The 13,102-nt window shown below is 58.9% G+C and carries 14 protein-coding genes; 6 read left to right on the top strand and 8 right to left on the bottom strand.

What is annotated here, in order from left to right; translation table 11 throughout:
• Nucleotides 1–96 precede the first annotated feature (96 nt).
• Nucleotides 97–1,323 carry an MFS transporter gene (locus EZ242_RS05835; protein ID WP_240787001.1) on the top strand — a complete coding sequence of 409 codons (1,227 nt, stop codon included), beginning with the start codon at nucleotides 97–99 and terminating at the stop codon, nucleotides 1,321–1,323.
• Nucleotides 1,324–1,795: 472 nt separating this feature from the next.
• Nucleotides 1,796–2,590, top strand: a complete 795-nt coding sequence (locus EZ242_RS05830) for a hypothetical protein (protein ID WP_135284200.1) — start codon at nucleotides 1,796–1,798, stop codon at nucleotides 2,588–2,590.
• Here the strand turns inward: EZ242_RS05830 and EZ242_RS05825 are convergent.
• Together EZ242_RS05825 and EZ242_RS21945 are read right to left on the bottom strand one after the other, a co-directional pair.
• A complete protein-coding gene (locus EZ242_RS05825; protein WP_167784661.1) occupies nucleotides 2,489–3,748 on the bottom strand; it encodes an ATP-dependent nuclease in 1,260 nt (419 codons plus the stop codon). The two genes, EZ242_RS05830 and EZ242_RS05825, sit on opposite strands and share 102 nt — an antisense overlap.
• A gap of 175 nt (nucleotides 3,749–3,923) precedes the next feature.
• Nucleotides 3,924–4,088 carry an AAA family ATPase gene (locus EZ242_RS21945; RefSeq protein ID WP_167784660.1) on the bottom strand — a complete coding sequence of 55 codons (165 nt, stop codon included), beginning with the start codon at nucleotides 4,086–4,088 and terminating at the stop codon, nucleotides 3,924–3,926.
• A 334-nt stretch (nucleotides 4,089–4,422) separates the two neighbouring features.
• Between EZ242_RS21945 and EZ242_RS05820 the strand changes: the two genes are divergently transcribed.
• The 4 genes from EZ242_RS05820 to EZ242_RS05805 all read left to right on the top strand — a co-directional run bounded on the left by EZ242_RS05820 (nucleotide 4,423) and on the right by EZ242_RS05805 (nucleotide 7,975).
• A complete protein-coding gene (locus EZ242_RS05820) occupies nucleotides 4,423–5,259 on the top strand; it encodes a hypothetical protein (protein WP_135284198.1) in 837 nt (278 codons plus the stop codon).
• A 221-nt stretch (nucleotides 5,260–5,480) separates the two neighbouring features.
• Complete coding sequence (locus tag EZ242_RS05815) at nucleotides 5,481–6,014, top strand: hypothetical protein (RefSeq protein ID WP_135284197.1); 534 nt, start codon at nucleotides 5,481–5,483, stop codon at nucleotides 6,012–6,014.
• Nucleotides 6,015–6,339: 325 nt separating this feature from the next.
• Complete coding sequence (locus tag EZ242_RS05810) at nucleotides 6,340–6,864, top strand: uracil-DNA glycosylase family protein (RefSeq protein ID WP_135284196.1); 525 nt, start codon at nucleotides 6,340–6,342, stop codon at nucleotides 6,862–6,864.
• Nucleotides 6,865–7,138: 274 nt separating this feature from the next.
• Nucleotides 7,139–7,975 carry an STAS-like domain-containing protein gene (locus EZ242_RS05805; protein WP_135284195.1) on the top strand — a complete coding sequence of 279 codons (837 nt, stop codon included), beginning with the start codon at nucleotides 7,139–7,141 and terminating at the stop codon, nucleotides 7,973–7,975.
• A 986-nt stretch (nucleotides 7,976–8,961) separates the two neighbouring features.
• Here EZ242_RS05805 and EZ242_RS05795 read toward each other — a convergent pair.
• The 6 genes from EZ242_RS05795 to EZ242_RS05770 all read right to left on the bottom strand — a co-directional run bounded on the left by EZ242_RS05795 (nucleotide 8,962) and on the right by EZ242_RS05770 (nucleotide 13,017).
• Nucleotides 8,962–9,666: a ParB/RepB/Spo0J family partition protein gene (locus tag EZ242_RS05795; protein ID WP_135284193.1), complete on the bottom strand. Its 705-nt coding sequence runs from the start codon at nucleotides 9,664–9,666 to the stop codon at nucleotides 8,962–8,964.
• Nucleotides 9,667–10,488 (bottom strand): ParB/RepB/Spo0J family partition protein, encoded by an 822-nt coding sequence (locus EZ242_RS05790; protein WP_135284192.1) that lies wholly within the window; start codon nucleotides 10,486–10,488, stop codon nucleotides 9,667–9,669. It abuts the gene before it with no gap.
• Nucleotides 10,489–10,502: 14 nt separating this feature from the next.
• Nucleotides 10,503–10,823, bottom strand: a complete 321-nt coding sequence (locus EZ242_RS05785; RefSeq protein WP_135284191.1) for a hypothetical protein — start codon at nucleotides 10,821–10,823, stop codon at nucleotides 10,503–10,505.
• Between the two features lie 651 nt (nucleotides 10,824–11,474).
• Nucleotides 11,475–11,729: a hypothetical protein gene (locus EZ242_RS05780; RefSeq protein WP_135284190.1), complete on the bottom strand. Its 255-nt coding sequence runs from the start codon at nucleotides 11,727–11,729 to the stop codon at nucleotides 11,475–11,477.
• Between the two features lie 144 nt (nucleotides 11,730–11,873).
• Nucleotides 11,874–12,116, bottom strand: a complete 243-nt coding sequence (locus EZ242_RS05775; protein WP_135284189.1) for a hypothetical protein — start codon at nucleotides 12,114–12,116, stop codon at nucleotides 11,874–11,876.
• Between the two features lie 88 nt (nucleotides 12,117–12,204).
• A complete protein-coding gene (locus EZ242_RS05770; protein WP_135284188.1) occupies nucleotides 12,205–13,017 on the bottom strand; it encodes an NYN domain-containing protein in 813 nt (270 codons plus the stop codon).
• Nucleotides 13,018–13,102: the final 85 nt, after the last annotated feature.

The following is a 13,102-nucleotide window of genomic DNA, read 5'->3' as shown; positions in this document are numbered from 1 at the left end:
CCGGCCGCGAGGTCGCCACGGCCATCAATGCCGTCAGCTCGCCGTTCGGCAGAACTTGCCCACCCGCGTCCGAGACCCGCGCCACGGAGAACTGAGATGAGCACCCTGAGCGCTGATGCATTGCCAGCCACGGCCCGCGCGGGCAATTCGATGGCCACTCGATGGCTGCTGAACATCGGCCATGCCATCGACCACATGTTCCTGTTGATCTTCGCCACAGCAGTGACGACGATCGCGAGCGACTTCCAGGTTGCGCGCTGGGAAGACCTGATGCCCTACAGCGTTGCAGCATTCTTCTTCTTCGGCGTCGGTTCCCTGCCGGCCGGCAGGTTGGGCGACCACTGGGGTCGCCGCAACATGATGCTGGTGTTCTTCTTCGGCATGGGCGCTGCTGCGCTCCTGGTCAGCGCGGTGCAGTCGCCGTGGCAGATGGCGCTGGCCTTGGCCCTGCTGGGTTGCTTTGCATCCATCTATCACCCCGTGGGGATTCCGATGCTCGTGCAGGGCGCGCTGCGGCCCGGCTGGACCATCGGCATCAACGGCCTCGTGGGAAACCTGGGCGTGGCCGTGGCAGCGGTCGCCACGGGCTTCCTGGTGAAGTACTTCGGCTGGCGCATGGCCTTTGCCGTGCCCGGCGTCATCTGCCTGCTGATCGGCCTGGTTTTCGCCCTGGTGGCGACGCGCGAGCAGGGTGCGCCGGCGAAGAAGAAGGCGACGTCGAAGCCACCGCCCGGGGTCTCGATGGCCAGGCTGTTCCTGGTGATGACCATGGCCGCCACCAGCGGCAGCCTGTTGTTCAATTTCTCCACCAACAGCAACTTCGAATTGCTCACCGACCGCCTGCGTGGAATCCTCCAGGACCCGGCGCAGATCGGCCTGCTGCTGGCCGCCGTTTATGCGGTTGCCTCGCTCACGCAGCTTCTTGTCGGGAATCTGATCGACCGCGTGGCGCTGAAGCCTCTGTATGGAAGCATCATCGCGGCACAGGCCGTTCTTCTTGCGCTGTCGATGCTGGTAGAGGGATGGTTGTTCTTCGCGGCCCTGTTCTTCTTCATGACGATGATCTTCGGGGCCATCCCGTTCACCGACGCGATGGTCGTCCGCTTCGTGGACGACAGCATGAGATCCCGCGTGTCGGGCATGCGAATGGCGGTGTCGTTCGGTGCCAGTTCCATTGCGGTCTGGCTGATCGGCCCCGTGGTGAAGCAGGCGGGCTTCACCGCGCTCCTGGGACTGATGGCTGCAACGTCCGTGGTGACGCTGCTTACCCTGAGCCAGTTGCCGTCGACGCCCGCCCCGGGGCGTCGGTCCGATCAGGCCTGAACCGCGGATTGGTACAGGTCGCAGCCACCGACTTCGACGTGACGCGGACTCAGCGATTCGCCGGGTGGCGCTTGACCAGTGGGGCGTCGATGGGCGCCCATGGTGCCAAGTGCCGAGTCGGCACGTGCCCAGCGGCGGCTGCCTGAATCGAAAAACCCGAGCACGGCAGCTACAGGGTGGCTTCTTGGCCCCAAAGGAAAAAGGGTTTGCTGCACTATTCGTAGCAGCAAACCCTTGCCAAATTTGGCTCCCCGACCTGGGCTCGAACCAGGGACCTACGGATTAACAGGCCCGATCAGCCCACCTGTCAGCGTATCTGGACACCACTAGACGCCAGATTACACCAAGTTCGCTCGCTATGCTCTTGCCGGCGCAGAACGGTCACAGCCCTCCGAACTCGGCATCGCCAGTTACCTTCGACTTGGCAGGAGGGCGGTCGGGCTATAGTTGAGGTAGTCCTGTACTCCGAGGGGTGGCTTTGTCGCACTACATTTCCAACGACGTTTTCGACAAGCTACTGACCGCGGCGGATCGCGAGGAGCGCCTCGCGCTCACACAAGTGGTGAACAGCGAAGCGACGGTGCCGCTCCCCCCGGGAGAGCTAAAAAAGCAGATGTCCCTAGCAGCGGGGCACAGCGTGTTCAATGCGCTTCGAGGTGGTGAAGGTATCTCCTACGCGGAAATGCTTTCAGACGCCTGCGACACTTTGAAGGTAGAGGGGCGCCGGAGCTACTTCAGTTCGCCGGCGCATGGGGTCTGTATTGCTGATGCCGATCGCAGCACGGCGAAGGTGCCGGATGGTGTCACACAGGCTGATCGGAAAATTGCTGTACTCGAATACATCAAGGACCATCAGAAGATGCTTCTGTCGAAGCTCATGGTGGATCTCTATACGGGACTAACAGCTGATCAACGTCGGAAAGTTGACGCGGAGCTCGACAAGCTTGCAAAGGACAATGGGCTTGTCAGTGTCAGCCAGGGAGCAGCACTGCTGGCCCTTGGGAACGCGGGTGGCTTCGCGACGTACACGTTGATGTCGACCTTGCTCAGCGCTGTCTCGTTCGGCACCCTGTCTTTCGGCGCCTACACCTTTGCTTCTACGGCGCTAAGTGTCGTGCTCGGCCCTGTCGGATGGATTGCGCTTGGCGCTTACGCCGCCAACAAGCTAGGCGCTCCCAGCTCTCCCAAAGTTGTTCGGATGGCGGCGACATGTTCGATGGTCTACGAGCGCCTGGTCACCACCAGGGCGTTGCAACGGATCGCGTGATTCGTTGGAGGGAAGCTCGCGAGTTCTCGTTGATCTTGCCCTCGCCGCGCTCCGCTCGAAGGTGATCGAGCAAGCGCTGCATCTGCGCGTTGTCGGCTTGCGAGATGATGGCGTGCTCCACATCGAGACCATTACCGTACTCGATGACGGGCACGCCAGCCGCGGCAAGCTGCTCGGGAATGCCTGGGGCAAGGCTGTGTCCGAGTCGCGGTAGAGGGCGACGTCAAAGCCGAGTTCACGCAGTCCAAGGGCGATCGCAGGCGCCTCCGCGCCGTTGCCGTCGGCGATGAAGCCGCGAACGTGCTCTATCGGCATGCCACTGTGCAGCGGAGGCCAGAATTCGCGAGCGCCGTTGAGGATGCCGACCTCGGTCATGCCCTCGCTGATCATGATTCGACGCGAGAAGAGCGCTCGCGGCGCGTGTCGCATCAAGGCGCGAATCGGCTCCGGCGCGCCAGGCTTCACGATCGTGGTCACTCGATCGGGTCGACTAGTGCGGCAAACGCGAAGACTCGGCGCGCCCGCCTCGCTAAAGGCCACCTCGGAGTGCGTCGTGAGCAGTATCTGACCGTTAGGCTTTCCGTCCGCCTGAGCGCGCGCCTGATCGGCGCGAAGCTGGGAGATGGCGCCCATCACGCGATGCGGCTCCAAGCCGTGCTCGATCTCGTCGACCAAAACGATGGCGCCTTCGGCGATGGCGGACTTCTGAATCGCAAGGGTGGCCAGCCGGCGAGAGCCCAGCCCCGCGAGCCGCAGCGGCACGCCCCCGTCATGCAGCGCGATCGACCCTGTCGACACGCCTCCGCGTCCTAGCTCGAGGCCCGGCCCATAGCTGCTCTCGACATAGGCGCCCAGGCTTCTCGCGAAGCGCTCCGCGGCGCCGGCGGCGTTCGCAAGGGCTTCGATCTCCGAGAGGTTCGCGCTATCTCGCGCCGCCTTGTACGCCGCCCCGAGCCTGGCGGCCGCCTCGTCGGAGTCTCCCGTGAGCCGCGAGAGGATCGAGCCTTGCCCCCAAGCGAGGTGCCTGGCGTCGTCGCCCGCAAGCCGGACAAGGCCAAACAGCGCGCGGTCGCGGTTGGAGATCGTGCGCGGCTCGTCCGCGCGCTCGGAAATGATCTGCCACACAGGCTCGAGCGTCGCGTCGACGGTCAGTCTCACCGTCAGCACCGCCTCGTCGTCGCCTTCCGGCTCGTCCCGAAGCTGGTCGTCGGCGGTCCAGCCGCGGATGTAGAGCCCGAGCGCTCGTCTGACCGCAACGCTTTGGACAACTCGCCCACCGTGACTTCGACGAGGATGGCCTTGGAAGTGTCTCCGCCTGCTCGCCGAAAAACAGTCAGCGCGAGGAGAGCGCGGCCTCGATGGCGTCGAGAACGGTGGACTTTCCGGCGTCGCCAGGCCCTATCAAGCAGCAGAACGCCGCGCCAGGCGCCCAATCGAGCGTCGCGATTCCCCGAAAGTTCTCCACCCTGAGGTGCCGAATCTGCATCTCGCGCTTCATTGCCGTCAATGTGCGTTCACATGATATTTCATAAGCATCTCGGCCCGTTTTCCTTGGAGACGGCGCGCCTCGCCCCTAGAATTACACTGCGATAGCAAACAGCCTCATTCACCCGAACTACATCGCGCAACTTCGACTTGGATGAAGGTTCCGCGGAGGCTGGGGAGAAAAGCGAGTGTGCGTTGATGGCCGCGGGGAGCAGGTTCTCCGCATGAAGTCAAGGAGGAGGCTTGGAGGACAATATCCACGCGCCAGATGGGCATCGATTGACCATTCTCCGCTGCGAGATAACAGCTCCGCGGCTGCCGTCCAAATATGCCGCACGGCGCTTGTGATGACTACGGCCTTCAGCTTCACACAACGACTCTCGGTCGCGGATATACCTGCCCCTGCGCAATCCGTCGGCGCCCACCTGGCGGCTAAGCTGCAGATCTTCCAAACGGACGAGCGAACGCTGACGGACGAGCTCTGCGACATGATGTGCATTTGGCTCGGTATGCAAACGCGTCGGAGTCCGAAATCGGTTAAGGATTTCACTCTAACGCTGTCAAAAACGACAACGGCGGAAGAGGTCAAGAATGGTGCCGACCTCGAGCTTCTTATTTCAAGTCCACTCGGGTCGAAGCGCTGCCTGATTCAGGCGAAAGTCCTCGATCCGGTTTCGAAAAAGCTACGGTGCGATACCACGGCTGGATGGAAAAAGCTCCGGAGGCAACTAGTTGCTGCACGTGACGTGGCTGGAGATCTCGCGTTCCTCCTGATATACATTCCCGGTGAGTTGCTCAATGGAAATGGCTACGGGTTCGGCACCTATGAGCAGCACGATCATTTTGTCGGTCTCGGGCCGGCCGAAGCTTTTCATGGTGCGACCCTCATTGCGGTCGACGACCTGCTTGGTAAAACCGGCCGATGGCGCGACGCGAAGCGAAAAGTCCCTCAGATCGCGCCAGGGCAGTTCAAAGCTGGCGTACCGTTCTGGCAGCTTTTCATGGAGCTTCTCCTCTGCCGTCGATCCAGCTGGACGAGAGATGCGGCCGTTCTGGAGCGCCATGCGATGGCGTTTCGGACATTAAGGGTAGAAGCATCCGAGCCCGCGGGCGATGATTGGACCGCGGTTCAGAGAGATTCTGATGATTGGCTGCCACCTGGCCCACAGCGACAGCGGGGGTGAGATGCGGCATAACAGACCGTTCAAGACGAACACGCACCTGCAGCGGTGCGAGACCGCTAGATGAAGAGACTTCGCGGTGCCCTGCTGCTGCGTGCACACACTGGTGGATACTGCAATCAACCTCCACTCACGGGCGACTGAACTTAGACGTGGGTCCCACCGGTATGTTTCTTCGAGCGGTGGTGATGGCGGTGGGGGTGGGTAGAGCAGTGAGGTGAAGCATGGCGATTAACCGGAAGCAGTTCCATCTTCTTGAACCAGACGTCTTCGACGTCCTCTCGGCGGCTTGGGTCCTGGCTAGTAATGACGAGAACAACGTGATCACTTATGAGGGTTTGGTCAAGAGATTGGACTTGCAGGACGACTTTCCGATTCGAGCGCTGATCCGGAAGCGACGCGACCTGTTCCGGTTGGGTATTCCAAAAAGTCAGCTCGAAACCTGGAAGGAGAGCATGCTGGCGGGCAAGCGTATTCCGGTGTGGATTCGTGAAATGGACCCGTCTGATAGGATTGCGACGATAAATAACTTAGACCGGGATGATGGATTTCGAAGTCAGTTTCGCGCAGAAGCGTGGGCCGAGAAATCTGATCTAAAAATACTCGAATGGGGGCTTGGCCACATCGAGAGGCTGCGCAAGGCGCACTACGAGGCCAACGACAAATCGGCAAAGAGCTGGCAGATGTGGCTGGTCTTTGGGACGACTCTACTAAGCATTGCTGTGTCTGCGTGGCTTGCGATTGGGTTTCCGCATTGACGGAAGTTCTGTCTCGTCCACCTGAGCAGAGAAGGGCGCTCTGTCTTGTTCTCCACGAGGAAGCGCATCAACAGCGCCGATGCGCCGCAATTCTCTAGCAAGGCATTGAGGCATTCCATGAGCGGACGCGCTGCATCGCTAAGCGGCGGATTGCACGTCCAGCTGGCCGCTGCAGCTGCCGCAGGGGAAGGGCGGTCGGCCTGAGCCAAGCTAGGAGGGCGCGAAAACAGCGGAAGCGGGAACTCTTAGGCCCTATATGTCCGCTTGGGTCGAAAGCCGACGTACCATGCCGAGCCACGACTAGAGCCTTCTAACAGACACAGTCATGCACTTCCATCGCGGGCGCCATCCGACTGCCTTCATCTTCAGTGCACCTGGAGCAAAAGAAAAGGCCAGCGGCAAGCCTGTCACCGGTGATACCGGTACGAACCTCGAAGAAGCACTTGCGTACTTGGCCGACGCTCGACCCGACGTTTTTCCTTCACGTACAAGGTACGACTACAGAATCACTAACGCCTTCGCCACGCCACTAGCGAGAAGTCTTGGCGACCGCCGAACCGAGGCTACTCGCGAGGAGATTCTCAGTCCTGAGAACGTCCTGCGCGTAAAGCAGGAGCTGAAGGGCATTCCACTCGTCGTGCTGTGTGGAGCGAAGGCTGCGTACCTGGCAGATGTGCTGCGTGAATCTGGCTTCCAGGTGGTCCGCTGTTCACATACGGGTAATCGAGGTCTGGTGTCTAAACACAATGCCGCTTCCAAAGGCGGAGCGACACCGGAGGCAAGACGTGCGCTGCGAATACGCGCTTGGGCGCAGTGCCTTCTTGAGCAACTCCCTGTTGAGCGTGGGTGAGGGCGGTTTCGGCCAGAAGCGCCCGCCGCTGGACGCGGGGCCGGGGAGGCTCTTCCCATCCGGCACCTGCGGACTCTCAGACCCGATCAGCACGACGTTGTTTGGACATGCAGAGGCTACATCCTCAAAGCCAGGCACTAGCCAGGAGCGGGACCGACGATGCCGTGCGTCTGACGAGGCGAGCAGGCGTCGCTGAAAGGCGACTCCCGCCGGCAGGTGATACAACCTGACAGATCGCGAGCCCATCGAGTGGCACTCTTCAGCTTAAGCGGCTATGACTGAACATTACTACCTGATCAAACCGACTCTAGAAGAGCACAGTGTGTGGGAGCGGGACGTCCTTCCTGTCCTCCAGGACCTTCCTGAAAACGTGACGAACACCTGGAGCTACTGCTTCACCGAGATGTTCAATAACAGTATGGACCACTCAGAAGGAACCGTGATATGGAGCTCCATACTTCGGCTTCCGAGGCATACGAGAATCATTGTGGGCGATGATGGAGAAGGCATATTCCGCCGCATTCAACGCCTCTTAGGACTTTCAGACCCTCGGGAGTCACTCTTCGAACTGTCAAAAGGCAAATTGACTACAGATCCTTCAAACCACTCGGGCGAGGGCATTTTCTTCTCGTCACGGCTGATGGACACGTTTTCGATCCTGTCCCGGGGGCTTGTTTTTGTCCATGACGCCAGGTTGGAAGACGACTGGTTGGTTCGCGCCAAGCACACGCACGGGACCGCAGTCATAATGGAGCTCTCTAACTCGACGACAAAGCGCACCGTTGATGTATTTAGTGCGTACGAGTCCGATGATGGAGACCTTCGGTTTAACAGAACGGTTGTACCTGTGCGCCTGGCGAAAGAAGCCGGTCATAACCTAGTGTCAAGATCTCAGGCAAAACGATTCCTTGCTCGGATCGACAGGTTTGAGCACGCAGTATTAGACTTCGCTGGTGTCACTCATATCGGCCAGGGATTTGCAGATCAGGTCTTCCGCGTCTTCGCGCTCCAGCATCAGGGCATTTCGCTGGATTTTGTAAATGCCTCTCCTGAAGTCGAGCGGGTCATCCGGCACGTGACGAGTCGCGTTAACCCCCCCACTCACGGTTGAGTGAGAACGTCGAGGGTACGGCAGGAATGCCGAGACGGACTGATATTTCCCTAGCCAGCTCGACTGCATGACCCCCTCTACTGTTGTCTGTCAGGACCAGCTTCGGAGCGACTGCCGAGACGTACTCGAGGATGCCCGCGAACTCCGCGTGGTCTGACATTGCAACGCGGAAGTCCTTGTCACTGAATCTAAGAAGCGGCTCCCTCGGGTCACTGATGTACTGACTAAGTGTGATCCTCGTGAAATTTGAATCAATGAACGCTGGTGGGCGTTCATGCATGCGCAGCAGCACCAGGCCTACCCCGGGAAATCGAGTCGTGGCCGGGAAAGCGCTCAGCTCTTGAGGCGGATAACCGTGAGCTTCGTAAACTCGATATTCCTTTATTGTCCGATCGCTTGCGAATACGGGCACACTAGCTTGACCGCACAGCAGAGTTATCGCCCGCTGTAATAGGCCTGTGTGGCCTCGGAGAGCAACTGGGCCAAATCGCAGTTGCCGGAGTAGAAGCTCTTGCAGTTGCGAATCGACCTGGTCTTGCCGATATTGTCTCTGATACCGCGGAGAACCATGAGTGCTATCTAGAACTAGACAGTCGCAGCTAATAACTGAATCCATCGGCCATTGAAAGTCTCCCGAATATCCGAGCCGCCTTCCATCATCAACAACAACCTGCACCTGTGCCGCACCCAGAATGTGATTTGTAGGGAGCAAGGTGATCGTTGAAGAGCCAAATCGTATACTCTTTCCGAATGGCACCGCGGCGAAGTTCCGGCGATATGGCAGATCAGCGTTCTTTGCGGTCACGAGGAGGTCATACGAGCCGGGGCTGGTGATGATCTCCTGGTACCCCTTGCTGGTCTCGAAATCATGCAAGTGGTCTGCATGTACGTGTGTCTGGACTCGGACCGTACAGTCACGCCGGAAGCCGTCGCAGATCACATCTGGCCCAAGGCGAACGCCCCCGAGCGGGCCCACATCTACGGCATCAAGAAGGGGCATAACCATTACACAGGTTCTGTTGGATAGCCTGACAGACGGCCTGTTCGAAGTCGGGCTGCAAACTCCGAACTTGATCCCCTACTTGCTGAGAACCAGAGATCACGAATCTCTTCGGCTGGAGCCGAACGGCCGCACCTGATATGCCGAGGCCAAGCAGCGACCGCCGGAGCAGCTCGTCTCGGTCCGTTTGGACGAGCTGAAGCAGCGCGTGTTGGACGGATTCGTCCTGTATTGCGCCCACGAGCACCTCCCGAACGGTGATCGTCGGACGCATGGCAAGAGTCTGATCAACGCACGCGCCAACTTGACGGCCAGTCCGCAGCTTGAGTTGTACGACTTGCTGAGTTTCGCTCTTGTTCAATTGATGCTTGAGAACGGCAGCGCTCAGTGCAATCTGCTCATTTTCCGGCAGTCGCGCGATTTCCAGGGCAGAGGACATGCTTAGAAGCTTTTGCTTCGAACCCCAGTCGACTAATGGACGCACATCTTCGGCCAGATTCAGCAGAGTCAAAAACTTCGCGACCATAGATGCGTCGTTAAGATGAAGCTTCGACGCAATGGTCGCCTTAGTCTCACCGGCCCTTACGAGACGCTGAATGAACTCGGCAACTTCAATAGGAGAAAGCGGCCTACTACCTTGGTGTGTGCCAACGGAAAGCAGCAGGTTGCGCCACTCTGCTCCATCGAGCATTTAAGAAAAACCCTTCTGACCTAGGGACTCCTCGATGAGAGATGCTGCCGCATCGTCCATAGATGTGTCTTCATCTTTAGCGTACTTCTTCAGGCCCTCATGTACCCGAATGCCCAACGTGACCGTGATCTGTACGATTTTGTCGCCTGATTTCGCCGCCTCGATTACATCCTCAATTTCTCGTCGAGGCTCATCTTTAATTGTGTCAACGACCTTCCTTTGCTGAGCGCCCGACATGAGCCTCATTTCTCTCGCCAACTTCACTGCTTGGTTAGGGTCGAACTGACCAGATGCAGCTGCCGCGTCTTGTGCGCGAAGCGCAGCTTTGATATCCATGTCGCCGGAATCCACCAGCTGGCGCAACTCAGGAACCAAGCGGTCGTACTTGACGTATTCCTGTACTTTCGCCTTAGGCAATCCTGTCTCTTGAACTACCAGATCGACCGAACCGTATCTCTTGTAGAGACTAGTGCATACGTCGATAAGATCAGCACGGTTGAGATCGAGTCTAACTAGATTTTCAGTTACTGAGATGATCTTTGCGTCGATCTCTTCGACGGCACCACTTAACACGGCGCACATGATCGAGTCTTTCTTCAGCTTTTGATGCGCCAGGAATCGGCGTTGCCCAGTGACTATCTCGTATCTGTCGTTCCCCAGGGGCGCGACGACGATCGGCTCCAGCAGTCCGACCTTGCTGATGCTGTCAGCCAGTTCATCCAGATCCTTGCTGACCTCCCTCAGGCGAACCTGTGATTTGCCGATAGTCAGCGCGGAAAGCGGAATATCCTTCACTGATTCGATACGTGCCTTCGTGGCCATAAGAATCTCCAATTTCAGGTGGCTGGCAAAATCATGTACTTCGACTTCGGATCCGGCGATTCCCGTGAGATCCAGAACCGAATATTGTTCAACTGGCCTCGGTTAGCCACTCGCAACTTTTCGAGGCCCGCCGTCAAACTGGCGGATGAAATCAAAAGTGTGTACCTCACGCCTCCTGGTAACTCCACGTCCAGCATAGGAGCGTAGCCCATGCGAGTCGCTACCAAGTATGGTGGTGATACCACTTCCAAGAGCTTGGGCGCCTGCGTGGCCTGAAAACGGTCGAACTGGGGCATGTCGAAAACAACAAGTCCAGGGTTAGCTTTATCGTTCAAGGAGAGCTCCAGGCTGCTTAAGCTTAACCGCAGTTGGAACGCGCTGCCAGACTCGTGGCCCGGGCTCCGGCAGATCGTCGCGCCATCATTGATTGCTTTCGACCTATCCTGACTGGGCAGGGGGCGGTCGCACTAATGTGTACTCGCGGTGTGAAGCAGCGGAGCGAACCGCAGGCCGCTGAAATGAATAGCGGATTGTCAGTCCGAACGTAGTCTGCTCCTAGGCGTTGCGCTGGATCTATCGAAGTGCGGAAACGGCCCAGCTCCGACGTCCGTGTTCTTCTACATTGACACCAGGAGCTCAAGGCATCAGGCCGCGTGGCTGATCCACCCTGCCTGCGGAGCGCTGGTCACTGAGCCGAGTTGCCATCGGCCTTTGCATTCTCCGTCTAAGACCCAAGACCTAGTTCCGAGTTGAGGTGATGTTAACGGCGGGCTTGCACGCCAGGTCCCATGCGGGTGGAAAGGCTAGGGCGGAGGCAGTGCGGCCAAGCGATTAGGGTGTCCCATCCGGCCTTACACGGCGCAGCCGCGGAGCGGGCGGTTCCCACGTCGCCCGCGCGGGCGGAGCCTGTTCGTGGCCGCTCTAGTTGGAAGTGTTGCCACGGCTCTGCTCCGGGACCGCCTGCGCCACAGAGACTTGCCTTGCAACTAATCGAGCTTAGGCTGAAGGCGCCACTCGCCGCGATCCGACATTTCCGCCGCTTGAACGATCTTTCGCTCCCGCAACTTCGTACATGCCCATCGCATGTCGTACTGCCACGTATAGAAAAGATCGCCTGATGATTTGAGCTCGGACTCGTGGTGCTCCCAAATGTATTTGGCCACTTCGACGATGCTCGCTGCACCGCCTGCAGCCTTCAGCGCTTGGATTACCCAGTCCTGAAGTTCGCTCCGTGTCGCCATGAAGGCTCCTTTCGTGCAAGGGGCATCAACCATGTGGTTGCGAGAAGCAGCGCCTCCCACCAGTTCACGTTATAGCCCGTGCCGGAGCACAGGTCACAGCCACGACGCACGGATTTTCACCCTAGAAACTTTCGCGACGGGCATTCAGAACTTCATGAAGCCAAGCTGTGTCTTGGCGGCCTCGATCTTCTGCCGCTGAATGTCAGCGTTGGACCCAAACGGAGCATCCGGCTGGTACGCGATTTTGTATACGATCGAGATTGCACTTTCACTCCTGCCGAGCGAAGTGGCTAAGTGAGCGATGTTCGTTTTCGTGGGCGGTAGGCTCAAGATAAGTTCGAGCTCGCCAACCCGGTACTCGCGCCCTTTATTCTCTAGATGATTCATTCAGCTGCTCCTAGAAAAGTTTGGTCCATCAGCGGCCGCTCACCAAGGCGCGATTTCCTCAGAGCGAATCCATCTGCCTTGCCTGACGTTAGTCGGCGGCCGCAGTACTAACCGTCGCTCCCGCCTCGTGAGACTGTGTCAGGCGCACTGTCCAATAGTGACCTTCTTCCTGCTGCACCGCCAGTAGGTCGTACGTGCGCAGCATATCCAGCAGACCGGAGTGGCCGTAAGTCTGGGGAGAGAATGCAGGGTCGGCGCGCTTCAGATACTGCCCCAAGGGGCCGAGGTGAACCTTGCCTTCGGGAGTATCCACCGCCATGAGCTTGACGGCCTCCACCACCATCAGGGGCCGACGTTTCGTCGCGGGCTTGGTCGGTTCCAGCTTGGGCGCTACCGACCGCGCATCAGCCGGCTTCGTTATCGGGATCGTGGCACTGCCGGCGGTTTCAGGTGTGCTCGCCGGCTTCACCCACTCAAAAAACTGATCGCTGGCATTTCGAAGCGCATCTGGCGTCTTTGTCTCACCCACGATGTGTACAGTGGCGCCGCGCTCGCGAAGCTTGCGGCACAAATAGGCGAAGTCGGAGTCGCTGGTGACCAGGCAAAACGTGTCGGCACGCTGGTCAAACAGCGCCTCCATGGCGTCCAGCGCTAAGGCAATGTCGGACGTGTTCTTGCCGGCCGCGTACTGATACTGGAGGCAAGGCGTGAAGGCTAACCGGACCAATGCGTCCTGCCAATTGTTTGCCAGTGTCGTGTGGTTGCCGTAGCCACGACGCAAAACCACCCGACCGAACTGCGCGACCACACGAAGCGCGTGTTCCAGCACCTCTGGGGTGGTGTTGTCACAGTCCACTAGTACAGCAACGCGCGGATCCGTCTGCGTCTGAGTGTTTTCCATCTGTCCCCTCCTAGTGTCCACAATGGTAGCGCCCCTCAACTGGCTTGACCTGGCCGTAGGCTTAAGGACAATAGAGGACTACAGG

This window comes from Ramlibacter rhizophilus, assembly GCF_004681965.1.
In the GTDB taxonomy this organism is placed as follows: domain Bacteria; phylum Pseudomonadota; class Gammaproteobacteria; order Burkholderiales; family Burkholderiaceae_C; genus Ramlibacter; species Ramlibacter rhizophilus.
This window is presented reverse-complemented; position numbering and strand designations above follow the sequence as displayed.